The following is a 23,847-nucleotide window of genomic DNA, read 5'->3' as shown; positions in this document are numbered from 1 at the left end:
CGCATGAATGGAAACGGCGTGGAGGGGCGGGGTATTCCGCGTCAGTCGTCGTCGCCGTCGTCGATGCGCAGCTCGAGGCTGAGCTGGTCGGCGTCGAGCTCGGCGAGAGCGTGGCGCAGCGCAGCCGTGCTGTACCGGCCATCGCGACTGAGCGCCCCGAGGCGATGACGCATCGCCTCGATCGAGGCCAGGCGCAGCTCGAGCAGATCGCGCACCCTCTCGGTCGCCTCCTCGTCGGGCGGGCGCACGACGAGGGCCCCGGCGCGCTCGACCAGCTCGGGGGAGAAGGCGTCGCCGTTGCGGCGCGTCAGCGCGCCCGAGGCGACGGCCGAGACGGCGGCTTCGCGCAGCTCGAGGTCGAGAGCCTGCTGCTCCTCGCGGGACGGACCCTCTCCGCCCTTGCCGGTGAGTCCGACCGCGCGCACGACGGGCCCGAGGGTGAGTCCCTGCAGCACCAGGCTGAACAGCGCCACGAGGAACGCGACGAAGATCAGCAGCGGGCGCTGCGAGGTATTTTCCGGCAGCGTCTGCGCGGCCGCGAGAGTGACCACACCCCGCATACCCGCCCAGACGATGACGGTTCCGTGGCGCGCCCCCAGCGGGGTGTCGCGGTAGTAGTCGAGGTCGGCCATGGTGCGCGAGATGCGGCCGCGCATCCAGCCGATGCGCCGCTCCGCGCGCTCGGGGTTCGCCGCCGACGCGCCGAACTGCTCCGGCGCGTTGCGGTAGGCCTCTTCGAAGCGGTCGAGTCGTTCCTGCGCTCCGTCGATCCGCTCCTGATGGCGGTCGGCCCGCCGGCTGCGGCGACCCTGCACCCAGACGAGGTTCGACACGTACAGCGCCCGCACCGCGAGCGTGATGCCGAGGGCCGACAGAGCGAGCCACGTGCCGTGCCAGAGCCCCTCGTGCTCGCGCAGGTTGGCGGTGACGATGTCTTTCAGCTCGAGGCCGAACACGAGGAAGACCCCGCCCTCGAGGATCAGCTCGATCGTGCGCCAGTTCAGCCGGTCGCTCATGCGCTGCTCGGGGGTGAAGCGACGCGCCGCTCCCTGCCCGGTGACGATCCCCGCGACCACGGCGGCGACGAGTCCCGACCCGCCGAGGTGCTCGGTGGGGAGGTAGGCGATGAAGGGGATCGTGAAGCTCAGCGCGGTGTTCGCTGCCGAGTTGGTGACGCGCTCGCGCACGCGCAGATTCACCCAGCCGATGACCGCGCCGAGGACGAGGGCGATCACGACGGCCCAGGCGAAGTTGGCGAGGGCGTCGCCGAAGGCGAATCCGGATGCCACGGCGGCGACCGCCGTGCGCAGCATCACCAGCGCGGTGGCGTCGTTGAGCAGGCTCTCGCCCTCGAGCATGGTCACGACCCGCGGAGAGATGCCGAGGCGTTTCGCGATCGAGGTGGCCACGGCATCCGTCGGACTGAGGATCGCGCCCAGCGCGATGCCCAGCGCGAGGCCCAGCCCGGGGATGACCGCCCAGAAGAACACCCCGAGCACGAGCGAGCTGAAGACCACCAGCAGCACCGAGAGCCCCGCGATGGGGGCGAAGTCGCGGCGGAACTCGATCGCGGGCAGCTGCACGGCCGCGGAGTACAGCAGGGGCGGGAGGACGCCGATGAGGATGACCTCGGGGTTCAGCGCGAAGGGCGGAACGAACGGCAGCAGGCTCACAGCCGCGCCGATCGCGAGCAGCACGAGGGGCCCCGCGACGTTGAAGCGCGGCGCGATGACGGTGGCGAGGGCGACCACGACCACGCCGGCGACGACGAGGATGAGGGGATCGATCACCCTCCGAGGCTAGCCCTCCGCTCCCGGCGCCCTCGATGCGCGAGCCCGGTATCGGCCCTCAGCTCTCGGCGCGGACGGCGGCGGCGACCGCCTCGAGGCCGGTGAGGGTCTCGGCGAAGCTCGTCGACAGCGGTGACAAGCCGATCCGCAGGCCATGCGGGTCGCGGTAGTCGGGGATGACGTCCTGTCGCCACAGGCGTGCCGTCACCGCGCGCATGGCGGGGTGTGACAGCGTGACGTGGCCGCCGCGCTCCGCGGGATCGCGAGGCGAGGCGAGCCGCACACCGAGCGGGGTCAGCAGCGCATCGCTCGCGCGGAGGGCGAACTCCGTCAGCGCGATCGACTTCTCGCGCACGGCGGTGATCCCGGCCTCCTCGAGCAGGTCGAGGGTGTCCTGCATCGCGATCATCGCGAGCACCGGGGGAGTGCCCGACAAGAAGCGGCGCATGCCGTCGGCGGGCCGGTACACCGGGCCCATCGAGAACACGTCGGCCGCGCCCATCCACCCCTGCACCGGCTGGACGAGGGTCCCCTGATGACGTTCGGCGACGTATGCGAACGCGGGGGAGCCGGGCCCGCCGTTGAGGTACTTGTAGGTGCAGCCCACGGCGAGATCGGCGCCCCACGCGTCGAGCTCGACCGGAACCGAGCCGGCGGAGTGGCACAGGTCCCACAGCACGAGGGCCCCGGCGCGATGCGCGATCGCGGTGAGCTCGGTCCCGTCGGCGAGGAAGCCCGAGCGGTACGACACGTGACTGAGCAGCACCACCGCGGTCCGTCGGCTCACGGCTGCTTCGAGCAGATCGGCATCCACTCCCCGCGCGGTGTCGACGTCGACCCACACGAGACGCGCACCGCGCTCGGCGGCGATGCCCTCGACGAGGTAGCGATCGGTGGGGAAGTCGTCTCGACCCACGACGATCTCGACCCGCTCGGGATCGGCGGCCATCTGAAAGTCGAGCGCCGCACGCAGCAGCTTGTACAACAGCACCGTGGTCGAGTCGCCGATCACGGTCTGACCGGATGCCGCGCCCAGGGCGACCCGCCCGATGCGGTCGCCGATGGCGAAGGGGAGGTCCATCCACGACTCGTCCCACCCGCGGATGAGACGACCGCCCCACTCCTCGGACACGAAGCGGGAGAGGCGCGCGGCCGCGGCCCGCGGCGGTCGGCCCAGCGAGTTGCCGTCGAAGTAGACCAGCGAGGTCTCGGCTCCCACGAAGGCGTCGCGGTGGGCGGCGAGGGGATCGGCCGCGTCGGCACGTGTCGCGTCGCTGCGGAGCGAGCGGTGGGGCACCTCGAGGCCGTCGACGGAACCGAAGTCGGGGGTGGGGTCAGTCGACACGGGTGAGCTCCTCGGTGGGGACGACGGTTCCGCGGCTGAGCCACGTCGGCACGTCGTCGGGGTCGGTGGGGGCGGGACCCGCGATGAACGTCGACACCGCGTCGTCGGATCGGACCGCCGGCCACGGCTCGGTCAGCGCGGCGATGAGCGCGTCCCCCCGCACCCCGGCCTCGTGCAGGCCGAGCAGCTCCCGGCGGTTCAGGCCGACGGGCAGTGAGCCGTTGCCGAGGTCGGTGCCGTAGAGCACGCGCCCTCCGCGCGCGGCGAAGGCTCGGAGGTTCGTGATCGCCCGCGCGCGGTCGGCGCCCTTGTGGATGTCGAGCGTCGAGATCCACGCCTGTCCCCCCGACACCGCGCGCGAGATCTGCCGGCGGGTCACGGGTTCGTCGAACGGTGTGTGGGCCAGGGCGTCGACTCCGGCCGCGATCGCCCGGTCGACCTGCCCGTGACCCTGGGCGTGCGCGACGGTCGGCAGACCACGCTCCCGCGCCGACGCCACGATGGACGCGAGCTCCTCGTCCGACACGACCGGCCCCGCGTCGGCGTGCAACGCGATCTTGATGACCGAGGCCCCGGCATCCGCCTGCTCATCCACGGCGGTGCGGGCTCCGCCCTCGACTCCCGGATGCCGAGACGCGTCGGTAATCGTGCGCACGACGGGCGCCGGGGCCCACGACCTGCCCGAGGGGTATCCGCCGGGTGCGGTCAGGAAGGCTCCGGCGAACGACACTCGCGGCAGACCGGAGGCTCGTCGGGCGAGGGCCATCGGATCGCCGCCGAGGTCGACGACCGCGGCGATCCCGCGGGAAGGCAGGCCCGCGCCGTCGATCAGGTGCAGGTGCACGTGATGATCGACGAACGCGGGCAACGCCGTGCCGAGCTCTGCAGTGAGCGCGCGGCGCACCGGCCACGCGGCGGAGAGGGTCACGCCGACCCGATCAGATCAGCGAGAGCTCGCGCAGCTTCGACTCGACGTCGGCGTTCGAGGGCTCGACGTGGTGGCTGGAGTCGGGGTAGACGACCACGGGAATGCTGGTGCGACCCGAGATCTCCTTGGCGACGTCGGCGGCCGAGGGGTCGGCCACGAGGTCGATGTACTCGTAGTCGATGCCGAGCTCGTCGAGCTGCTTCTTCGTACGGATGCAATCGCGGCACCAGTCGGCGCCGAACATACGGATGGGTGCGTCGGAGGACATGTCTCCAGCGTACGCCGCCCCCGGCAGCCGGGCGTCAGGCCGTGACTTCGTCTTCGAGGGGCTCGATGGCGTGGACGACCTTGCTGACGCGGCTCTTCTTCGGCGCGTAGACCACGAGGGCGTGGAACACGAAGCGCACGACGAACGCGGCGACGAGGGTCAGCGCGGCCGCCACGACGCTCTGGAAGTGCGCCTGGCTCACGAGCACCCAGATCACCGGGATGCGCACGATGGCCTCGACGCCGTTGAACGTGAACGACTTGACGAAGCGATGCCGCATGAGACCCGACTCCGCGCGCATGTCGGCGAAGACGAGGTACTCGAGGGCGAGGAAGTTGGCCACGATCGTCACGATGCTCGCGATGACGGCGGCGATGAGGTACTGCACACCCACGGCCTGCAGCGCCCACATGATCGCCAGGTTCGCGAGGGCGCCGAGACCGCCGACGAGCGCGAAGGCCGACATGCGGCCGAAGCGCAGCATGGTCAGCTGCGTGAGGAAGCGCATGCCCTGGCTGAACGACGCCTTGGACTCACCGGCGAAGCGCGGAGCGAACGAGAACGGCACCTCGGCCACGCGCATCTGCTTGCGGGCGAGGATCTCGAGCAGGATCTTGAATCCGCGGGGCTGCAGGGTGTCCATGTCGAGCGAGCGACGGTCGACGAGGAAGAAGCCCGTCATCGGGTCGGAGCAGTTGTGCAGCTTCTTGGGGAACATCGCCTTGGTCAGCAAGGTCGATGCGCGCGACACCGTGGTGCGCACAGCGTTGGCCAGACCGTCGGAGGTGCCACCGGCGATGTATCGCGAGGCCACGACGACGTCGGCGTCGCCCTCTTCGGCGCGGGCGAGCAGCTCGGCGATGACCTCGGGCGGGTGCTGCAGGTCGCCGTCCATGACGACGCACCGGTCGGCCTCCGCGGCGCGGATGCCTTCGACGACGGCCCCGCCGAGACCGCCCACGGGGTCGTCGCGGTGGATGAGGCGAACGGGGATCTCGGATGCCGCGGCCACGGCCCGGATGATGTCGGGGGTGTCGTCGGTGGAGTCGTCGACGAAGATGACCTCGACCGTGCGGCCGAGCAGTGCCTGCGTGGTGCGCCGGACCAGCTCTGCGACGTTCGGGCCTTCATTGAAGGTCGGAACGATGACGGATAGATCCATGGGTGCTCGCGTTTTCGTCGGTAAGCCAGAAATACACAGCGTAGACCGGCCGACGCGTGCTCAATCTGGGATTGTGGCGGAGTTCCCTGGGAGGTAGCGGATGTTCACCCCAGTGATCCATGAGAAACCGCCCGTGAGACGGCGAAAACGCGGCGTCGTCACCCGATGCTCGCACGCAGGTCGTCGACCGTCATGCCGTAGTTGACGCGGATGACGGGGAGGGCCAGCTTGTCGGTGCCGATGCGCACGTAGCCGTGCTCGATCGTGCGGCCCAGGTCGAACCCGGCCTGTCGCACTCCTTCTTTCGTCGTGTCGTCGTAGTGGCCGTAGGGGTAGGCGACGACCTCCTTCGCCCCCAGGATCTGCGCCGATTGGTCGAGATCTGCCGCGATCGTGGCGGCGTCGTCGTTCACCATCCGCCCCCGGCCGTTCGCCCCGGCTCGATGCATGTCGTGCGTGTGCGAGCGCTGCAGGACGAACGGGTTGGGCGCGGGCGCGGTGCGGGCGGAGGTGATGACGAACGAGGTCGTGAGCACCCCGCGCGCGGCGACGATGGGGGCGGCGAGATCGAGCCACGAGCTGTCGGCGTCGTCGTCGGTGACCACGACGGATCGCTTGGGCAGGAAGAGGCGTCCGTCGATGAAGGCGCTCACCTCGTCCCACGTCGGTAGATAGAACCCACCGTCCTGCACGTAGGCCATCTGCGCGTCGAAGTCGCCGATGTCGGCGTAATTCAGGCGGAGCCAGCCGTCTTCGCCCCCGGGCTTCTGCGTGAACTGGTGGTACATCAGGATCGGCAGCTGCGTCTGCTCGGCCGCGTTGGCCTCGGGGGTGGTCCACCCGGCGTGCAGGGTGCGCCGGCGATCGGTGCACGAGACGAGGTCGGCTCCGTTGATGCGCTCCGTGAGCGAGAGGGTGCTCGCCGCGCCCGCGTCGGCGTACCAGCCGGCGAACACGCGCCCGGGCTGTGCGGGAAGGGGAAGTGCCTCGTACCGTGCGCCGATGATCTGCAGCTGCGGGGCGAGCGCGAGCGAATCGCCCTCGAACGACACGGCGCAGGCGTTCGGATCGGTGGCGGTCGCCAAGAGCTGCTCCGCCGGCGTGAGCGGAGTCTGCGTGGGCGTCCCAGCCGGGGTGGAATTCTCCGCGGTGGGCGAGGAGCCTGCCTCCGGGCGAGCGGCGCCGCGGGTGACCGCGAGGGCCGTCACACCGGTGGCGATCAGGACGACGGACAGGACGGCGGCGACGACGGAGCGGCGTCGACGGACGGCGCGCGATGTGCGGCGGCGCTGCGCGACTCGGGTGCTGTGCATGGGGCCTCGGGATCGGGTGGGCGAATCGGCGAGAGCATAGTGAGATGGCGCGAACGCTCGGATACGCGATTCGATCCGCGCGCACCCGCCGCGGGAGGATGAAGGAATGATCCGCATCGGCATCGTCGGCACGAGTTCCATCTCCGAGCAGTTCGCCCGCGCGGTGGGTGTCGTCGACGGGGTCGAGGTGTCGCGCGTCGCCTCTCGTGACGCGGCGCGGGCGCGGGAGTTCGCCGATCACGTGGGGGCGCCCGGCACCGCCGAGGGACTCGACGCCCTCCTCGCGGCCCCCGACGTCGACGCCGTGTATCTCGCGAGCCCGAACGCGGTGCACGCGGAGCAGGTGCGCGCAGCGACGGATGCCGGCATCCCGGCCCTCGTCGAGAAGCCCGCGGTCCTGACCGCGGACGAGTGGGATGCGGCGGTCGCGCACGCACGCGAGCGGGGCGTCGTGCTGCTCGAGGCCATGCGCAGCGCCTACGACCCCGGGCTGGCGGAAGTGGAGCGGCTCGTGCCCCGGCTCGGACGACTGCGACGCGTCTCGTTCCGGTACGAGAAGCGTTCGGCGCGGTACGACCACGTGCTCGCGGGGGAGCAGACGAACATCTTCGACCCCGCGCTGGGCGGCAGTGCGCTGCGCGACCTCGGGGTCTATCCGTTGCACGTGCTGGTGCGGCTGTTCGGTGCGCCGCGCGCGCTGCAGGGCGCACGCGTCGGCATCGCCTCCGCGACCGACGGCCTCGGTTCGGCGCTCGCCGCCTACGACGGCTTTCTCGCCGACGTCGCGTGGTCGAAGATCACCGACACCTCCCTGTTCAGCGAGATCCAGGGCGAAGACGGCTCGCTCGCGATCGATGCGATCGAGGCCCCTCGACTGCTGACCCTCACTCCGCGCGGGGGCGCGGCAGAGGTCGTCCGCGTCGAGGCCCCCGACAACCCGATGGTCGGAGAGATCGAGCGCTTCCGCGACGCAATCGGCGGCGTGGACATCGCCCGCGATCAGGAGCTCACCGGGCTCACGCTGCGGGCCATCGACCAGATCCTCGCTGTTCCGTTGGTCTGAGGATTCACCTCCCGTTTCCCCCAGAGGAAGAGAATCGGCGGATGACGCGAGACGGCCGGGTGGGAGAGGTGTTCCGGGCGTTCCTGCGCCTCGGAGTGTCGTCGTTCGGGGGGCCCGTCGCGCACCTCGGCTACTTCCGCGACGACCTCGTCGTGCGGCGCCGATGGATGGACGATCGCGCCTACGCCGACCTCGTCGCGCTGTGCCAGTTCTTGCCCGGGCCGGCTTCGAGCCAGGTCGGCTTCGCCATGGGGCTGCAGCGCGCGGGCATCCTCGGCGCGCTCGCCGCGTTCCTCGCCTTCACCCTTCCCTCCGCGATGCTGCTGGTGCTGTTCGCCGGCGGGGCGGCGCTGGTGGGGGGACCGATCGGCGACGGAGTGCTGTCGGGCCTCGAGATCATCGCGGTGGCCGTCGTGGCGCACGCCGTGTGGGGGATGGCGCGCACCCTCACCCCCGACGCCCGGCGGGCGGGTATCGCGGTGGTCGGGCTCGCCCTCGCGCTGCTGCTGCCCGCGGCGCCGGGGCAGCTCGGGGCCCTCGCCGTCGGCATCGTGGGCGGGCTGCTGCTGGTGCGCGGGGTGCCCGAGGCCGAGGGGCCGCGGCTGCCGTCGTTCGGGGTGCCGAGGGCCGTGGCGATCGCGTGTCTCGCCGCCTACGCCGCGCTCCTGATCGCTCTCCCCCTCGCGGCGACGACGACGGGGGCGGGCACCGCGCAGTTGGTCGACGCCTTCTATCGCGCCGGGGCGCTCGTGTTCGGCGGAGGTCACGTCGTGCTGCCGCTGCTGCAGGCGGGCGTCGTCGAGACCGGATGGGTGTCATCGGGCGATTTCCTCACCGGCTACGGCGCCGCGCAGGCCGTGCCGGGTCCGCTGTTCACCTTCGCGGCCTACCTCGGGTCGATCTCGAACGTCGGCCCCGGAGGCGTCGCGGGTGCCGCCCTCGCGCTCGCCGCGATCTTCGCACCTGGATTCCTCGTGCTGGTCGGAGTCCTGCCCTTCTGGGACGCCGTGCGCGAGAGGCCGCGGGTACGCGCGGCGATGCGCGGCGCGAACGCGGCCGTCGTCGGCATCCTGGCCGCCGCCCTCTACGCCCCGGTCTTCACGACCGCGGTGACCGGTCCGGGCCCGTTCCTGCTCGCGGCGGTGGGCTTCGTGCTGCTGACCGCGTTCCGTGCCCCGGCATGGGCCGTGGTCATCGTGGGCGCGGCCGGGGGAGTAATTCTGGCCTTCCTCTGAGTCGGCCCGACACGTCGGGATCGATGCCAGGATGAGCACACCGCAGCGCCGCGGCGAGCATCCTCGAGGGAGAGAACCGTGTTCCACAGCCCCCATCCGAGCGTCGAGATCCCCGACCAGAGCATCTACGACTACCTCTTCGCCTCCCTCGACGACGGCGATCTGGCTCGCGTCGCGCTGATCGACCCGACGTCGGGGGCCGAGACCACCTACGGCACGCTGCGGCAGCAGATCGACGCCTTCGCCGGCGCCCTCGCGCACCGGGGGGCCGACACCGAGACGGTCGTGGCGATGCTGTGCCCGAACGTCCCCGCCTTCGCCACCGTGTTCCACGGCATCCTGCGCGCCGGGTCGGTCATCACCACGATCAACTCCCTCTACACCGAGCGCGAGATCGAGACCCAGCTCCGCGACGCGCGGGCCACGTGGCTCGTCACCGTCTCGCCGCTGCTGCCCCAGGCGCGCGAGGCGGCCCGCGCCGTCGGCATCCCGGACGATCAGCTCATCGTGCTCGACGGAGCCGACGGACACCTCGACCTGCGCTCGCTGCTCGCCGAGGGGCGCACGCCCCCGGAGGTGCGGTTCGACCCCGCCACCCACACCGCGGTGCTGCCCTATTCGTCGGGGACGACGGGCGTCCCCAAGGGAGTGATGCTCTCGCACCGCAACCTCGTCGCCAACGTGGCGCAGTGCCGGGTCGTGATCGAGATCGCCCGCGACGACCGGGTGCTCGCGGTTCTGCCGTTCTTCCACATCTACGGCATGACCGTGCTGCTCAACCTCGCGCTGCGCCAGCGCGCCGCCCTGGTCACGATGCCGCGCTTCGACCTGACCGACTTCCTCACGACGATCCAGGAGCGCCGCTGCACCTTCCTCTTCATCGCCCCGCCGATCGCGGTGGCGCTCGCCAAGCACCCGGCCGTCGAACAGTTCGACCTCTCGAGCGTGCACAGCGTGTTCTCGGGGGCCGCGCCCCTCGACGGGGAGACGGCCGAGACCGCCGGGCGACGCATCGGCGCGCGGTTCTACCAGGGCTACGGCATGAGCGAGCTCAGCCCCGTCTCGCACGCGATCCCGGGGAACTCCGACATGCCGGTCAGCTCGGTCGGCGTGCTCATCCCCAACTGCGACGCGAAGCTCGTCGACCCCGAGACCGGAGCCGAGCTCGAGGAGCACGGCGACGACGGTCTCACCGCGCCGGGCGAGATCTGGGTGCGCGGGCCGAACGTCATGCTCGGTTACCTGAACCGCCCCGACGCGACGGCCGAGACGCTCGACGCCGACGGCTTCCTGCACACCGGCGACATCGGCGTGCACCACGTCGACGGGTACTTCACGATCGTCGACCGGCTCAAGGAGCTCATCAAGTACCACGGGTATCAGATCGCCCCGGCGGAGCTCGAAGCCCTGCTGCTCGCGCATCCGAAGGTCCAGGATGCCGCGGTCATCGGCGTGCGCGACGACGAGGGCGAAGAGATCCCCAAGGCCTTCGTGGTGGCGGCTCCGGATGCCGGCCTGACGGCGGAGGACGTGATGGCCTTCGTCGCCGAGAACGTCGCTCCGCACAAGAAGGTGCGCCGGGTCGAGTTCATCGACGCGATCCCCAAGTCGACCTCGGGCAAGATCCTGCGGAAGGACCTCCGCGCGCGCGAGGCCGCGGCCTGACACACGACGAAGGGCGGGGCGTCGTGCGACGGCCCCGCCCTTCGTGGGTGCGGACTACGGTGCGATCAACGCACCGGACTGGGCGGCGGCCTCTTCGGCACGCTCGTCCTCTTCCTTCTTGCCTCGGCGCTCGTCGGCGGCCTCCTGCAGCGCCGACTTCGCCCGCAGCGGCGGCGTGCGGAAGAACAGCGACAGCACGAAGGCGAGCAGCACCACGCCCATCGCGGTCCAGTAGACCGTGGTGGCGGAGTTGTTGAACCCGACGAGGAACGGCTTCGTCAGCCGTGCATCCGCGCCCACCAGGAACGAGGTGTCGTCGAGGGTCGACCCGCCGATCGAGGTGTTCTCGTCGCCCGAGGTGAAGCGGTCTTCGAGGGTGGTCGCCACGGTGTCGACGAAGGCGGCGCGATCCGTCGCGTTCGAGAAGTCGAGGCTGACCGTGCCGTCGGCGGCGACCCGTGCGACGGGCACCTGCTGCTGGATCTGCGTGGCGGCGGCCTGCACGGCCTGGGCCACGGCGGCCTGCGTCGCCTGCGCCTGAGCGGCCGCGGGGATCTGGCCGGCGGCGACCTGCGCGGCGACGGCCTGAGTCGCGGCATCCGTCGCCTGCTGCACACCCTGCTGTGCCTGCTGCGTCACGGCCTGGGTGGTCTGCGCGACGATGGGGGCGTAGATCGACGACATGATCTTCTCGTTCGCGGGCGCCGACGACACGGTGGGGTCGAACGCCGCGTCGAGCGCGTCGGTCAGGGTGCCGCGGTCGGAGAACGATCCGATGATGTTCGAGGGCATCAGCGTGAACAGCAGCGACAGCAGCACCGCGGTGCCCAGCGTTCCACCGATCTGGCGGAAGAAGGTCGAGCCGCTCGTGGCCACGCCCATGTCGCGCAGGCCCACCGAGTTCTGGCTGGCGATGGTCAGCGTCTGCATGAGCTGACCCAGACCCAGGCCGATCACGAGCATCGCGACGGCGACGTGCCAGTAGGGGCTGTCGTACTTCAGGAACGTCAGAAGGAAGAAGCCGATCGACATCAACGCCGTGCCCAGGATCGGGAACATGCGGTACCGCCCGGTGCGGGCGATGATCTGACCGCTCGCGATCGAGGCGATCATGAGGCCGAGAATCATCGGCAGCATCTCGAAACCGCTCTGCGTCGGCGAGGAGCCGAGCACGAGCTGCAGGTACAGCGGCAGGGTCAGCATCGCGCCGAACATGCCGAAGCCCACGAGCACGCCGATGATGGTCGCCATCGAGAAGGTCGGCGACCGGAACAGCTTCAGCGGGATGAGCGCGTCGTCCTTCATCGCGGTCTCGGCGATGACGAAGGCCAGGATGCCGAGGGCGCCGATGACGTAGCAGGCGATCGCGATCGGCGAGCCCCAGCCCCACTCACGGCCCTGCTCGGCCACGAGCAGCAGCGGGACGAGCGCGACGATCACGGTCGTGGCGCCCCACCAGTCGATGCGCACGGAGTGCCGCGGCTGCTTCGGGATGTGCAGGAAGCGCCAGACGATCGCGAGCGCGACGATGCCGATCGGCACGTTGATGAGGAAGACCCAGCGCCATCCGGTGATGAACAGGATCTGGCTGGCGCCGGCGAACAGACCGCCGACGAGCGGGCCGATGACGCTCGAGATGCCGAAGACGGCCAGGAAGTAGCCCTGGTACTTCGCGCGTTCGCGCGGGGCGAGGATGTCGCCCATGATCGCGAGCGGCATCGACATCAGTCCACCGGCGCCGAGGCCCTGGATGGCGCGGAACGCGGCGAGCTCGACCATCGAGGTCGAGAAGCTCGCGAGCACCGAACCGATGATGAAGATGAGGATGGCGATGAGGAAGAGCGGGCGCCGACCGAAGATGTCGGAGAGCTTGCCGTAGATCGGCGTCGAGATGGTCGACACGATCAGGTAGGCCGTCGTGACCCAGGCCTGAAGGCTCAGGCCCTGCAGGTCGTCGCCGATCGTGCGGATCGAGGTGCCGACGACCGTCTGGTCGAGGGCGGAGAGGAACATGCCGGCCATGAGGCCGAAGATCACGAACATGATCATGCGGTGTGTCATGACCGTGTCGGTCGCCCCGGTGGTGGGCGAGGCCGCACGGGCGCGTCTGGTTTGAGTGATGTCTGACATCGGGGCCTCTTCGAGAGAAGGCCTGGCGGACGGCTCGGGTGGCTCAGTCGGGCGCCAGGTGTTTGCTAAAAGTCAACAAATAGTAGCGCTGTCCGGAGGCGTCCGTAACCACCCGCGGCTGTGGGGAAGCTATGCGGGCGTTCGTCGCGGTGTTCGGCGCGGCGCGGCGCCTCCGCCGGTCACGAGAACAGGGGGATGCCACGGGGACAGGGCGATGTCGCGGAGAACGGCCTGTTCTCGACGCGCGTCTTGTTCTGAGGGCAGCGGGGTGCGGTGAGGGATCCTCGCCGGGGAAAAGACGAAACCCCCGCCATGTAGAAGCTAGACGAGGGTTTCTAAGGTGACTGTAATGATCACCCTGTGGCTCCGACGGGCGTCGATCCCGTGACCTCACGATTTTCAGTCGTGCGCTCTACCAACTGAGCTACAGAGCCGAGCGACATGTCTGCCGCTTCCTAAACGAAAGGCCTCCTCGAAAGAAGGCCCGTCGCTGTGGAGCGACCCTGACGGGACTTGAACCCGCGACCTCCGCCGTGACAGGGCGGCACGCTAACCAACTGCGCTACAGGGCCATGCGTTTTAAATTGTACTTCACCGGAAAGTGACCCCAACGGGATTCGAACCCGTGCTACCGCCGTGAAAGGGCGGCGTCCTAGGCCGCTAAACGATGGGGCCGGATGAGCCTGAAACCTTGCGATTTCATCCTCGCTTGCCGACGACCGAGCCTACTTCACATCTTCGGAGATTGCCAATTCGGGGCGTGGCGTGCGGCTCCCGCGCGTGTCGAGGGCCCAGGATGGGCCGTGGCAGCGGGAACTCGCCCTGTTGTACGTGTGACTCGTGTTGCTACTGTTGGCCGAGTTGCGACCGGTGAGATGAGGTATTCCCGTGACGCTCGAGCACCTCGACGAAACAGACGACTGCGGCTGCGCGCCCAGTCCGGCCGAGAAGCGACGGTTGTGGCCGACGTTCGACCGCCGTGGCGCGCTGAAGTTCGGCGTGATGGGGGCCGTCGCCGTCGGTGCGTTCGGCGCCGCGGCATCCGGCTTCAGCTCTCCCGCGGTCGCCGCCGACTACCCCTCGTGGGACGACGTCCAGGCTGCCAAAGCCAATGAATCCGCCAAGGCGGGTGAAATCGCCCGCATCCAGGGCCTCATCGCGGGGCTGCAGTCCGAGGTCGCGCGCACCCAGGCCGAGGTGCAGGCACGCTCCGACGAGTACTTCACCGCGCAGCAGGCCTACCTCGACGCCGACTACCGCGCGCAGCTGATCCAGACCCAGGCCGACGCCGAAGCCGCGAAGGCGACGGATGCCGCGACCAAGGCCGGCAAGGTCGCCGCGCAGCTGTACCGCTCGGGCGGAGACGACACCTCGCTCGACCTGTTCTTCTCGGGCTCGGCGGCCACGGCCGACGACCTGCTCGCCAAGCTCGGCACGATGGACAAGCTCCTCGAGCGCAACCGCTCGGTGTACGCCGCCGCCGTGACGGCCCGCGACAACGCGCAGCAGCTGAGCAATCAGGCCAACGACGCCCGTGCCGAGCGCGACCGCCTGCAGAAGATCGCCGAAGACAAGATGGTCGCCGCGCAGCAGGCCGCTCAGGCCGCGCAGGAGGCCCTGGCCGCGCAGCAGGCCAACCAGGTCACGCTCGAAGCGCAGCTCGCGGCCCTGCAGGACACCACGGCCAAGACGATCGCCGACTACCAGGCCGGCGTCGAAGCAGAACGCAAGGCCCGCGAGGAGCGCGAGCGTCAGGCCCGCGAAGAGGCCGAGCGCCGCGACCGCGAACGCCGCGAGCAGGAAGAGCGCGACCGCCAGAACGCCGCGAACAACAGCGGCGGTGGCGGCGGGGGCGGAAGCAGCAGCGGCGGCGGTGGCGGCGGAAGCAGCAGCGGTGGCGGTGGCGGCGGCGGAAGCGTCGTCGGGTCGGGCTGGGCTCGCCCGTCTTCCGCATACACGTCGTCGGGCTACGGCCCGCGCACCGGCCAGTGCAGCGCCAGCTACTGCGCGAGCACCTGGCACCTCGGTCTCGACTTCGGCGCCAGCTGCTGGTCGCCCATCTACGCGGCCGCAGCCGGTCGCGTCACCTACGCCGGCCGCTACGGCGGGTTCGGCAACTACATCCGCATCCAGCACGACGACGGCTCGGGCACGGGATACGGACACATCGTCGACGGCGGCATCTACGTCTCGTACGGTCAGCGCGTGGGAGCGGGCGAGCAGATCGCCGCGACCGGACAGACCGGCAACTCCTTCGGCTGCCACCTTCACTTCGAGGTCTATCCGCCGTGGGGTGGAACCACCGATCCCGCGCCCTGGCTTCGCGATCGGGGCGTCTCGGTCTGACCGAGCCCACGAGAAAACCCCCGGTCGCAGGACCGGGGGTTTTCTCGTCTGCAGAAGATCAGAGGGTGTTCGGAGCCTCGCCCGAACCCTGCGTCTTGGTCTGAGCGTCGTGCTCGTCGAAGCGCGTGAAGGCCTCGGCCACGAGACGCTCGGCCTCCGCGGCATCCGCCCACTCGTCGACCTTGACCCACTTGTTGGGCTCGAGGTCCTTGTAGTGCTCGAAGAAGTGCGAGATCTCCTTCTTGGTCCACTCGTCGATGTCGTCGACGTCCTGGATGTGGTCCCACCGCGGGTCCTTGGCGAGCACGGCCACGACCTTGTCGTCGCCGCCGGCCTCGTCGCTCATCTTCAGCACGCCCACGGGGCGCACCTTGGCGAGGATGCCGGGGTGCAGGTCGCGGTCGAGCAGCACCAGCACGTCGAGCGGGTCGCCGTCTTCGCCGAGGGTGTTCTCGAAGAAGCCGTAGTTGGCCGGGTAGCCGAACACCGTGTACAGGATGCGGTCGAGGTAGACGCGGCCGGTGCCGTGGTCGACTTCGTACTTCACGCGGCTTCCGCGGGGGATCTCGATGACGGCGTCGAAAGCGCCCATACTCGTGCTCCTTAGATCTGTGGATTTCCGCGGCCCAGCCTAGTCGGGCGGGCGCGCGACACCCACGCGCAACCAGACCGCAGGAGTTCGCGGTCGACGAGGGCTGACGAGACGCGGCGTCGGCGCGCCACCGCCGGGAACTCCTGCGTCATGTCACGGGCGGAGCAGGCGGCGCCGCCACGGCCCGGCGATAGCGTGGAGACATGGATCACCGCCCCGGCCTCGACCCGTCCGTCGCCGAGGTGCGCCGTGCCGTGCGCACGGCCCTCGACGAGATCGAGGGAGCCGTCGTCGTCGCTCTGTCGGGCGGACCCGATTCGCTCGCCCTGGCGCTCGCGACCGCCTTCGAAGCTCCGCGCCGGGGGGTCCGGGCCGAGGCGGTGGTGATCGACCATGGTTTGCAGGAGGGGTCGGATGCCGTGGCCCGGCGCGCCGCCGACGCTGCCCGATCCTTCGGGCTCGACGCCCGGGTCGTGCGGGTCGAGGTCGTGCCGGCGGAGGGCCCCGAGGCCGACGCGCGTGCCGCGCGCTACGCCGGGCTCGCGCGGGCCGCGGAGGAGATCGGGGCGGATGCCGTGCTGCTCGGCCACACGCTCGACGATCAGGCCGAGACGGTGCTGCTCGGACTCGCCCGCGGATCCGGCACGGCGAGCCTGGCGGGGATGGCTCCCCGGCGCCGCGACGAGACCGGACCCACCTGGGTGCGCCCGCTGCTGGGGGTGCGCCGCCGTACGACCGTCGCCGCGTGCGCCGCGGAGGGCCTCGAGCCGTGGACCGACCCGCACAACGCTGATCCGACGTTCTCGCGGGTGCGGGTGCGGGAGCACGTGCTCCCGGTGCTCGAGGCCGAGCTCGGCCCCGGAGTGGCCGAGGCGCTCGCGCGCACCGCCGAGCAACTGCGCGAAGACGCCGAAGCGTTCCAGGAGATGATCGACGAGACGATCGAAGACATCGTCGAGCACGCCGAGGCCGGGATCTCGATCTCGGTGGCGGCCCTCGCTGCGAACCCCGCAGCGCTGCGCCACCGGATCATCCGCTACGTGGCCGACAGCGAATTCGGGGTCTCGCTCTCGCGCACCCAGACCCTCGAGGTCGCCCGGCTCGCGACCGACTGGCGCGGGCAGGGGCCGATCGACCTACCGCGCTGCCTGGCCCGCCGGGTCGGCGCCCGCATCGAACTGGTCGCGCGGGCGTGACCCCGCCGACGGTCGGAGTGTGAGCGTGCCGTCGTACCGCGAGGCCGAGGAGCTGGCGCAGCTTCGGGAACGCGTCTACGGTGCGCCGTCGCTCGAGGCGATTCCTCCCGCGACGATTCGCCGCCTCCAGGAGTTGGAGGACCAGGAGGTCGCGAGCGCAACGGAGCCCGTTTCCGACGAGGTACCGTCCCCTCCGCTCGCGGAACCATCCGCCGCGCGGGAGGAGGAGGCACCGGAGAGCCCGGCCGTGAAGCCGCGGCGCCGACGATCGCTCGTCGCCCTCTTCGTCGGCGCGGTCGCGATCTTCGTTGCCGGCGCCGCCGCGGGCGGTCTCTTCACTCCGCGGCCGGGAGACGGCGGCATCCCGGAACTGGAGTGGGCCCAGGCGTCGGAAGACGTGATCTTCTCGACGATCAGCGGGCAGGACCTGAGCGCGGGACTCGAGCCCGATTCGGTCCGTTTCATCGCGAACGTGGAGAACACCCTTCTGTACATCGGCCATCAGGCCGGGACGACGAACGTGTGCCTCGTCGTGATCACCACGATCGAGCCGCGCCCCTCCGTCACCTGCGGCGGCACGGGTGTGACCGCGGAGGTCCGGGACGACTTCCTCGTCGAGGTCGGTCCCGTCGACGACGGCTTCCGTGCGCGGATCGGGCCGGACCTGACCGAGCACCGCCTGTCGGCGAGCGTCACCGCCTTCTACGTCCCCTCCCCGAAGGTGTGAGGGGGTCGCCCGGGCGGCGATGGCGAATTCGCCGACGTAGACTTTCCCAATGCGCGCGGCCGACATCTCCGACGACATCAGCGAAGTCCTCCTCACCGAGGAGCAGATCCACGGAAAGCTCGCCGAACTGGCGACGCAGGTGGCCGCCGACTACGAGGAACGCGACGTCGTCCTCGTAGGCGTGCTGAAGGGTGCGGTCATGGTCATGGCCGACTTCGCCCGTCACCTGCCGATGCACGTGTCGATGGACTGGATGGCCGTCTCGTCGTACGGCGCCTCAACCCGCTCGAGCGGTGTCGTGCAGATTCGCAAAGACCTCGACATCGACATCACCGGCAAGCACGTGCTGATCGTCGAAGACATCATCGACTCCGGTCTGACCCTCAGCTGGCTGCTCGAGAACTTCGCCTCGCGCGGAGCCGAGTCGGTCGAGGTGCTCGCCCTCCTGCGCAAGCCCGAGGCGATGAAGGTCGAGGTCGACTGCCGCTACGTGGGCTTCGACATCCCCAACGACTTCGTCATCGGCTACGGCCTCGACTACGCCGAGCGCTACCGCAACCTGCGCGACGTCGCGGTGCTCGCGCCGCACGTCTACTCCTGAGATCGGGCGCTGCCGAGGTCGGTCGAACACCGACGTCGAGCATTCGGCGTACGCCCACGACGAACGCACAGGCCCGGCATAGTCCTCGCGCGTTAGCCTGATGCGACCGCTTTTCTGCGGAGCACACGAAAGGGCTGGGCTCGCCCACCATGAATTTCAAGAAGATCACGCGTAATCCGATCGTCTACGTTCTGCTGGTCGGTCTGCTTCTGGTCATCGGTTTCTCGCTCATCTCCAACCTCAGCGGCGCCCGTCAGGTGTCGACCAAGGAGGGCCTGGAGCTCCTCAAGGGCGGCACCGTGACCCAGGCGGTGACGAACGATCCCGACCAGCGTGTCGATCTGACGCTGTCGACGCCCTTCGAGGGCGCGAACGACGTGCAGTTCTACTTCAGCCAGGCGCGCGCCAGCGAGGTCGCCAGCGCGATCGACACGGCGAACCCCTCCGACGGCTTCAACGACGTCGTGCCCAAGCCCAGCTGGTTCGACGGCTTCCTCGGGCTGATGCTCCCGCTCGTGCTGCTCGGTCTGCTCTTCTGGTGGCTGCTCTCGAGCGCCCAGGGCGGCGGCAGCAAGGTCATGCAGTTCGGCAAGTCGCGCGCGAAGCTCGTGACGAAGGAGACGCCGACCGTCACCTTCCAAGACGTCGCTGGCTCCGACGAGGCGATCGAAGAGCTCGACGAGATCAAAGAGTTCCTCAAGGACCCGAAGAAGTTCGAAGAGGTCGGTGCGCGCATTCCCAAGGGCGTGCTGCTGTACGGCCCTCCCGGAACCGGTAAGACCCTGCTCGCGCGCGCCGTCGCCGGCGAGGCGGGCGTGCCGTTCTACTCGATCTCGGGTTCGGACTTCGTCGAGATGTTCGTCGGCGTTGGCGCCAGCCGTGTGCGCGACCTGTTCAACCAGGCCAAGGAGAGCTCCCCGGCCATCATCTTCATCGACGAGATCGACGCCGTCGGCCGCCACCGCGGCGCGGGCATGGGCGGCGGTCACGACGAGCGCGAGCAGACGCTGAACCAGATGCTCGTCGAGATGGACGGCTTCGACCCCAAGGTCAACGTCATCGTGATCGCGGCCACCAACCGCCCCGACATCCTCGACCCCGCGCTCCTGCGCCCGGGCCGCTTCGACCGCCAGATCGGCGTGGACGCGCCCGACCTCAAGGGGCGTCAGCGCATCCTCGAGGTGCACGGTCGCGGCAAGCCGCTGTCGGACTCGGTCGACCTCGAGGTCGTCGCGCGCAAGACGCCCGGGTTCACCGGTGCCGACCTGGCGAACGTGCTGAACGAGGCGGCGCTGCTGACCGCCCGCTCGAACGCGCAGCTCATCGACAACCGCGCCCTCGACGAGGCCATCGACCGCGTGATCGCCGGTCCCCAGCGCCGCACGCGCGTGATGAAGGACAAAGAGAAGCTCATCACCGCCTACCACGAGGGCGGCCACGCCCTGGCTGCGGCGGCCATGAACCACACCGACCCCGTCACCAAGGTCACGATCCTCCCGCGCGGCAAGGCGCTGGGCTACACGATGGTGCTGCCGCTCGACGACAAGTACTCGATCACCCGCAACGAGCTGCAGGACCAGCTGACCTACGCGATGGGCGGCCGAGTCGCCGAGGAGATCGTGTTCCACGACCCCACCACAGGCGCGTCGAACGACATCGAGAAGGCCACCAACATCGCCCGCAAGATGGTCACCGAGTACGGCATGACCAACGAGGTCGGCCCCGTCAAGCTCGGCTCGTCGTCGGGCGAGGTGTTCATGGGCCGCGACATGGGACACGGTCGCGACTTCTCGGAGCGCATCGCCGAGCGCGTCGACGCGCAGGTGCGCGCTCTCATCGAGCAGGCGCACAACGAGGCCTACGAGGTCATCAACGCCAACCGCGAGGTGCTCGACCGTCTGGCTCTCGAACTGCTCGAGAAAGAGACCCTCGACCACCTCGAGCTCGCCGAGATCTTCAAGGACGTCAAGCGTCTGACGCCGCGCCCGCAGTGGCTGTCGTCGGGCGATCGTCCGGTCTCGAACCAGCCTCCGGTCGAGGTCCCCCGTCGCCAGGCTCCTGCCGGCATCGCGGCATCCGCCGAAGCGGAGTCGCAGGCGACGGCCCAGGCGCAGCACCGTCCCAGCGGACAGACGCGCCCGGCAACCGCCTGAGGCGCCGTGGCCGTCGATCGAGAGCGCGTCGCCGCTCTGGTGCGTGAGTTGCTGGAGGCGATCGGGGAAGACCCCGATCGCCCCGGCCTTCGCCAGACCCCGACGCGTGTCGCCGACTCCTGGGCGGAGTTCTTCTCCGGCGTGAACCAGGATGCCGGGGAGCCCTTGCAGCACACCATCTCGGTGTCGCGCGGACCCGCACCCGACACGCTGCCCTCGGGAGCCGTGATGCTGCGCGACATCGCCTTCCGGTCGATGTGCGAGCACCATCTGCTCCCTTTCCGCGGTCGCGCGCACGTCGCCTACCTGCCGGGCGAAGAGGTCGTGGGTCTGGGGGCTCTGCCCCGGGTCATCGACGTCCTGGCCGCCCGTCCGCAGGTGCAGGAGCGCCTGGGGGAGCAGGTGGCGGATGCCATCGACTCGGCCCTCGACGCGCGTGGCGTGCTCGTGGTGCTCGACGCGACGCACGAGTGCGTGACCATGCGGGGAGGGCGCCAACTCGACGCCTCGACCGTCACGATCGCCGCGCGCGGCGTGTACACCGACCCCGCCGCCCGATCCGAGCTGGTCGCTCTGATCGGGGCGCGCGCGTGACCCTCATCATGGGGATCGTCAACGTCACCCCCGACTCCTTCAGCGACGGCGGCCGCTACATCGACCCCGACGTCGCGATCGCCCACGCGCGGAGCCTGCGCGACCAGGGCGCCGATCTCCTCGACATCGGCGGCGAGTCGACGCGCCCCGGGGCATCGCGCGTGGCCCCGCGGGTCGAGCAGCAGCGCGTGCTCCCGGTCGTGGAGGCCCTGGCCGCCGAGGGCGCGTGGGTCAGCATCGACACGATGAACGCCTCGACGGCCGTCGCCGCGGCGCGGGCGGGTGCGCGGCTGATCAACGACGTCTCGGGCGGACTCGCCGACCCCGAGATGCTCTCCGCCGTCGCCGGAACCGACGCCGAGATCGCCCTGGGGCACTGGCGCGGCCCATCGACCGAGATGTACGCGCGGGCGGACTACGCCGACGTCGGTCGAGAGGTGGCCGCCGAGCTGGCCGAGCGGGTCGAGGCGGCGCGCGCAGCCGGCATCGATCCGGCACGCATCGTCGTCGACCCGGGCATCGGCTTCGGCAAGCGCGGAGCGCAGAACTGGCAGACGCTGCGCGCGCTGCCGCACCTCGTCTCGTCGGGGTACCGCGTGCTCGTCGGCACGAGTCGGAAGCGATTCCTCGGCGACGCGCTCGGCGACGACGCCGATCTCGCGCGCCGCGATCTGGCCACCGCCACGACGAGCGTCCTGGCGGCGCGCGACGGCGCCTGGGCCGTGCGCGTGCACGACGTACCGACCACCCGCGACGCGCTCGCCGTCGCCCGCGCTTGGGAGGCTTGATGGATGCCGTTGACCGCATCACGCTGACGGGGGTGCGCGCCGTGGGCTTCCACGGTGTGTATCCCGACGAGAAGCGCGACGGACAGGAGTTCGTCGTCGACGCCGTTCTGCACCTGCCGCTGCGACGTGCGGCCGAGACCGACGACGTGGTCGACACCGTCCACTACGGCGAGCTCGCCGAACGCCTCGTCGCCGTCGTCGAGGGGGAGCCCGTCGACCTCATCGAGACGCTCGCGCAGCGCCTCGCCGACGAGGTGCTGACCGATCGACGCGTCGAGACGGTCACGATCACAGTGCACAAGCCGAAGGCACCCATCACGGTGCCGTTCGGCGACGTCTCGGTGACGATCACGAGGGGGCGGTCGTGAACGTGCGTCTGGCCCACGGCCTCGACGCGGCTCCGCGCTCGACGCCCGTGCCCGCGGTGGTCGCCCTCGGCGCCAACCTCGGTGAACGCGCCGAGACACTGGCCGCGGCGGTCGACGAGCTGCGGCGCTTGACCCTCACCTCGGACGTGCGGGTGTCGCACCCGATCGAGACGGTCGCGGTGACCCTCGACGGCGAGGACGAGGACGCGCCCCGCTACCTCAACGCGGTCGCGGTGCTGCAGACGCGTCTCTCGCCCGCCGAGCTGCTGGCGTCGCTGCACCGCATCGAGGCGCGCCACGGTCGCGTGCGTCGCGAGCGCTGGGGCGATCGCACCCTCGATCTCGACCTGATCGCGTACGGAGACGAGATGATCGACCGCGACGACCTGGTCGTGCCGCATCCCCGCGCGCACGAGCGCGAGTTCGTCCTCGCGCCGTGGGTGCAGATCGATCCGGATGCCGAGATCCCGGGCCGCGGCCGCGTCGCCGACCTGCTCGCCGGACTCCGGGGGAGCGACCGATGAAGCGTACGGGAGCCGGCATCCTGACCATCGCCGTCATCATCGGGCTCGTCTGCGGCTTCGTCCTCGACACCGCGCTGACGGCCATGGGGCGCGCGACGTTCTCGCCGGCCGTGAGCCTGCCCACGATCCTCGCGCTGCTGGGCGCGGTCATCGTGGTGCTCGCGGTGCCGGTGTTCCGCGCGAGCCGCGGGCGCAGCGAGCGGCGCATCGACCCGTTCCGGGCGCTGCGCATCGCGATGCTCGCCAAAGCGTCGTCTCTGCTGGGGGCGGCCGCGGCGGGATTCGCGGTCGGCCTGCTCGCCTTTCTGCTGAGCCGTCCGGTGACGCCATCGGTAGGCTCGATGGGGACGATCATCGCGACGCTCGTGTGCGCTGTCGTCCTGGTCGTCGCGGGACTCGTGGCCGAGCAGCTGTGCACCATCCGGAAGGACGACGATGACGACACCCCCGGAGACCTCCCCGCCGGCCCCGTCGGGATCTGACGCCCCCGCGCCCCCGCCGGAGGCGGTGACGCAGGGTGCCGTGCTGAGCGAGCGCACCTACGACCGCATTCTCGAGCCTCGTTCGGAGCGACGGCTGCCGCTGGGCGACGGCACCTGGTACCAGCTCGCGCGGGCCTACGTGCGGGTCCAACTCATCTCGCAGGGCGCGGTGTTCGTGCTGGTGGCCGCCGCGGCGCTCGTCGCGCAGCTGCTCACCGGAGTGATGTGGCAGTGGATCCCCGCGGGAGTGATCCTGCTCGTCACCGCCATCGGGCTGATCATCACGCCGCGGCAGGCGCGATCGGTCGGGTACCAGTTGCGCGACGACGACCTGGTCTTCCGTCGCGGCATCCTGTGGCAGCGCGTCGTGGCCGTGCCTTACGGCCGCATGCAGCTCGTCGACATCACCCACGGGCCGCTCGATCGCGGCTTCGGCATCGCGCAGCTCAAGCTCGTGACCGCCGCCGCCTCGACGGGCGTCACGATCCCCGGCTTGACGCAGGAGGCGGCCGAGCACCTGCGCGACACCCTCGTCGCCGTGGCCGAGACCCGTCGGACCGGCCTGTGAGCGACCCGG

22 protein-coding genes and 3 tRNA genes are annotated in these 23,847 nt (G+C 70.3%); 14 read left to right on the top strand and 11 right to left on the bottom strand.

All coding sequences use genetic code 11. The features are described 5' to 3' along the window. Positions 1-41 precede the first annotated feature (41 nt). From FS769_RS04920 to FS769_RS04895, 6 genes are all read right to left on the bottom strand, one after another. Positions 42-1,790, bottom strand: coding sequence for a sodium:proton antiporter (locus tag FS769_RS04920; RefSeq protein ID WP_222123896.1), 1,749 nt, complete (start codon positions 1,788-1,790; stop codon positions 42-44). Between the two features lie 58 nt (positions 1,791-1,848). After that, a complete protein-coding gene (locus FS769_RS04915) occupies positions 1,849-3,087 on the bottom strand; it encodes a kynureninase (protein WP_144831918.1) in 1,239 nt (412 codons plus the stop codon). Between the two features lie 37 nt (positions 3,088-3,124). Then, positions 3,125-4,063: a hypothetical protein gene (locus tag FS769_RS04910; RefSeq protein ID WP_144830109.1), complete on the bottom strand. Its 939-nt coding sequence runs from the start codon at positions 4,061-4,063 to the stop codon at positions 3,125-3,127. A 10-nt stretch (positions 4,064-4,073) separates the two neighbouring features. Continuing rightward, complete coding sequence (locus FS769_RS04905; protein ID WP_103206884.1) at positions 4,074-4,331, bottom strand: glutaredoxin domain-containing protein; 258 nt, start codon at positions 4,329-4,331, stop codon at positions 4,074-4,076. A gap of 34 nt (positions 4,332-4,365) precedes the next feature. Beyond that, positions 4,366-5,493 (bottom strand): glycosyltransferase family 2 protein, encoded by a 1,128-nt coding sequence (locus FS769_RS04900; RefSeq protein WP_144830106.1) that lies wholly within the window; start codon positions 5,491-5,493, stop codon positions 4,366-4,368. 158 nt (positions 5,494-5,651) lie between these two features. Beyond that, the gene (locus FS769_RS04895; protein WP_144830103.1) at positions 5,652-6,806 is read right to left on the bottom strand and encodes a polysaccharide deacetylase family protein; all 1,155 of its coding nucleotides are present in this window, start codon (positions 6,804-6,806) and stop codon (positions 5,652-5,654) included. Between the two features lie 106 nt (positions 6,807-6,912). On the opposite strand from FS769_RS04895, the gene FS769_RS04890 reads away from it, so the two are divergent. From FS769_RS04890 to FS769_RS04880, 3 genes are all read left to right on the top strand, one after another. Beyond that, positions 6,913-7,869 (top strand): Gfo/Idh/MocA family protein, encoded by a 957-nt coding sequence (locus tag FS769_RS04890; protein ID WP_144830099.1) that lies wholly within the window; start codon positions 6,913-6,915, stop codon positions 7,867-7,869. Between the two features lie 41 nt (positions 7,870-7,910). After that, positions 7,911-9,104: a chromate efflux transporter gene (chrA, locus tag FS769_RS04885; RefSeq protein ID WP_144830096.1), complete on the top strand. Its 1,194-nt coding sequence runs from the start codon at positions 7,911-7,913 to the stop codon at positions 9,102-9,104. Between the two features lie 78 nt (positions 9,105-9,182). Beyond that, positions 9,183-10,769: an AMP-binding protein gene (locus tag FS769_RS04880; RefSeq protein ID WP_144830093.1), complete on the top strand. Its 1,587-nt coding sequence runs from the start codon at positions 9,183-9,185 to the stop codon at positions 10,767-10,769. 54 nt (positions 10,770-10,823) lie between these two features. On the opposite strand, the gene FS769_RS04875 is transcribed toward FS769_RS04880, so the two are convergent. The 4 genes from FS769_RS04875 to FS769_RS04860 all read right to left on the bottom strand — a co-directional run bounded on the left by FS769_RS04875 (position 10,824) and on the right by FS769_RS04860 (position 13,574). Continuing rightward, positions 10,824-12,899 (bottom strand): MDR family MFS transporter, encoded by a 2,076-nt coding sequence (locus FS769_RS04875; protein ID WP_222123895.1) that lies wholly within the window; start codon positions 12,897-12,899, stop codon positions 10,824-10,826. A gap of 361 nt (positions 12,900-13,260) precedes the next feature. Continuing rightward, a tRNA-Phe gene (locus FS769_RS04870) sits at positions 13,261-13,333 on the bottom strand. 64 nt (positions 13,334-13,397) lie between these two features. Next, positions 13,398-13,471: transfer RNA gene (locus tag FS769_RS04865), tRNA-Asp, on the bottom strand. A 30-nt stretch (positions 13,472-13,501) separates the two neighbouring features. Continuing rightward, positions 13,502-13,574, bottom strand: a tRNA-Glu gene (locus FS769_RS04860). A gap of 213 nt (positions 13,575-13,787) precedes the next feature. Here FS769_RS04860 and FS769_RS04855 point away from each other — a divergent pair. Next, positions 13,788-15,245: a M23 family metallopeptidase gene (locus tag FS769_RS04855; RefSeq protein WP_144830090.1), complete on the top strand. Its 1,458-nt coding sequence runs from the start codon at positions 13,788-13,790 to the stop codon at positions 15,243-15,245. A gap of 58 nt (positions 15,246-15,303) precedes the next feature. Here the strand turns inward: FS769_RS04855 and FS769_RS04850 are convergent, their stop codons facing one another. Then, on the bottom strand, positions 15,304-15,837 hold the full coding sequence (locus tag FS769_RS04850) for an inorganic diphosphatase (RefSeq protein ID WP_144830087.1): 534 nt from the start codon (positions 15,835-15,837) through the stop codon (positions 15,304-15,306). A 203-nt stretch (positions 15,838-16,040) separates the two neighbouring features. On the opposite strand from FS769_RS04850, the gene tilS reads away from it, so the two are divergent. From tilS to FS769_RS04800, 10 genes are all read left to right on the top strand, one after another. After that, positions 16,041-17,033: a tRNA lysidine(34) synthetase TilS gene (gene tilS, locus FS769_RS04845; RefSeq protein WP_144830084.1), complete on the top strand. Its 993-nt coding sequence runs from the start codon at positions 16,041-16,043 to the stop codon at positions 17,031-17,033. A gap of 19 nt (positions 17,034-17,052) precedes the next feature. After that, positions 17,053-17,760 carry a hypothetical protein gene (locus FS769_RS04840; protein WP_144830081.1) on the top strand — a complete coding sequence of 236 codons (708 nt, stop codon included), beginning with the start codon at positions 17,053-17,055 and terminating at the stop codon, positions 17,758-17,760. A 49-nt stretch (positions 17,761-17,809) separates the two neighbouring features. Further along, positions 17,810-18,361: a hypoxanthine phosphoribosyltransferase gene (gene hpt, locus FS769_RS04835; protein WP_144830078.1), complete on the top strand. Its 552-nt coding sequence runs from the start codon at positions 17,810-17,812 to the stop codon at positions 18,359-18,361. Positions 18,362-18,510: 149 nt separating this feature from the next. Continuing rightward, positions 18,511-20,514, top strand: a complete 2,004-nt coding sequence (ftsH, locus tag FS769_RS04830) for an ATP-dependent zinc metalloprotease FtsH (protein ID WP_144830075.1) — start codon at positions 18,511-18,513, stop codon at positions 20,512-20,514. A 6-nt stretch (positions 20,515-20,520) separates the two neighbouring features. Next, positions 20,521-21,108: a GTP cyclohydrolase I gene (gene folE, locus FS769_RS04825; RefSeq protein ID WP_144830072.1), complete on the top strand. Its 588-nt coding sequence runs from the start codon at positions 20,521-20,523 to the stop codon at positions 21,106-21,108. After that, positions 21,105-21,896 carry a dihydropteroate synthase gene (gene folP / locus FS769_RS04820; RefSeq protein WP_144830069.1) on the top strand — a complete coding sequence of 264 codons (792 nt, stop codon included), beginning with the start codon at positions 21,105-21,107 and terminating at the stop codon, positions 21,894-21,896. The genes folE and folP overlap by 4 nt, the downstream gene beginning before the upstream one ends. Beyond that, positions 21,896-22,264 (top strand): dihydroneopterin aldolase, encoded by a 369-nt coding sequence (gene folB, locus FS769_RS04815; RefSeq protein ID WP_144830066.1) that lies wholly within the window; start codon positions 21,896-21,898, stop codon positions 22,262-22,264. Before folP ends, folB begins: the two co-directional genes overlap by 1 nt. After that, on the top strand, positions 22,261-22,788 hold the full coding sequence (folK, locus tag FS769_RS04810) for a 2-amino-4-hydroxy-6-hydroxymethyldihydropteridine diphosphokinase (protein ID WP_144830063.1): 528 nt from the start codon (positions 22,261-22,263) through the stop codon (positions 22,786-22,788). Before folB ends, folK begins: the two co-directional genes overlap by 4 nt. Further along, positions 22,785-23,270, top strand: coding sequence for a DUF3180 family protein (locus FS769_RS04805; protein ID WP_144830060.1), 486 nt, complete (start codon positions 22,785-22,787; stop codon positions 23,268-23,270). Before folK ends, FS769_RS04805 begins: the two co-directional genes overlap by 4 nt. Then, positions 23,224-23,838 (top strand): PH domain-containing protein, encoded by a 615-nt coding sequence (locus FS769_RS04800; protein WP_144830058.1) that lies wholly within the window; start codon positions 23,224-23,226, stop codon positions 23,836-23,838. The genes FS769_RS04805 and FS769_RS04800 overlap by 47 nt, the downstream gene beginning before the upstream one ends. Positions 23,839-23,847 lie beyond the last annotated feature (9 nt).

Source organism: Microbacterium sp. BH-3-3-3, from assembly GCF_007679045.1.
In the GTDB taxonomy this organism is placed as follows: domain Bacteria; phylum Actinomycetota; class Actinomycetes; order Actinomycetales; family Microbacteriaceae; genus Microbacterium; species Microbacterium algihabitans.
The sequence above is the reverse complement of the archived record's forward strand: the minus strand, read 5'-3'. Positions and strand labels throughout refer to the sequence as shown.

Excerpts from the sequence above, each read along its gene's own strand:
- FS769_RS04895 (WP_144830103.1), bottom strand. The coding sequence starts at position 6,806 with ATGCACAGCACCCGAGTCGCGCAGCGCCGCCGCACATCGCGCGCCGTC.
- ftsH (WP_144830075.1), top strand. The coding sequence starts at position 18,511 with ATGAATTTCAAGAAGATCACGCGTAATCCGATCGTCTACGTTCTGCTG.
- FS769_RS04875 (WP_222123895.1), bottom strand. The coding sequence starts at position 12,899 with ATGTCAGACATCACTCAAACCAGACGCGCCCGTGCGGCCTCGCCCACC.
- FS769_RS04850 (WP_144830087.1), bottom strand. The coding sequence starts at position 15,837 with ATGGGCGCTTTCGACGCCGTCATCGAGATCCCCCGCGGAAGCCGCGTG.
- chrA (WP_144830096.1), top strand. The coding sequence starts at position 7,911 with ATGACGCGAGACGGCCGGGTGGGAGAGGTGTTCCGGGCGTTCCTGCGC.
- hpt (WP_144830078.1), top strand. The coding sequence starts at position 17,810 with ATGCGCGCGGCCGACATCTCCGACGACATCAGCGAAGTCCTCCTCACC.
- FS769_RS04800 (WP_144830058.1), top strand. The coding sequence starts at position 23,224 with ATGACGACACCCCCGGAGACCTCCCCGCCGGCCCCGTCGGGATCTGAC.
- folB (WP_144830066.1), top strand. The coding sequence starts at position 21,896 with ATGGATGCCGTTGACCGCATCACGCTGACGGGGGTGCGCGCCGTGGGC.
- FS769_RS04890 (WP_144830099.1), top strand. The coding sequence starts at position 6,913 with ATGATCCGCATCGGCATCGTCGGCACGAGTTCCATCTCCGAGCAGTTC.
- tilS (WP_144830084.1), top strand. The coding sequence starts at position 16,041 with ATGGATCACCGCCCCGGCCTCGACCCGTCCGTCGCCGAGGTGCGCCGT.
- FS769_RS04805 (WP_144830060.1), top strand. The coding sequence starts at position 22,785 with ATGAAGCGTACGGGAGCCGGCATCCTGACCATCGCCGTCATCATCGGG.
- FS769_RS04905 (WP_103206884.1), bottom strand. The coding sequence starts at position 4,331 with ATGTCCTCCGACGCACCCATCCGTATGTTCGGCGCCGACTGGTGCCGC.
- FS769_RS04900 (WP_144830106.1), bottom strand. The coding sequence starts at position 5,493 with ATGGATCTATCCGTCATCGTTCCGACCTTCAATGAAGGCCCGAACGTC.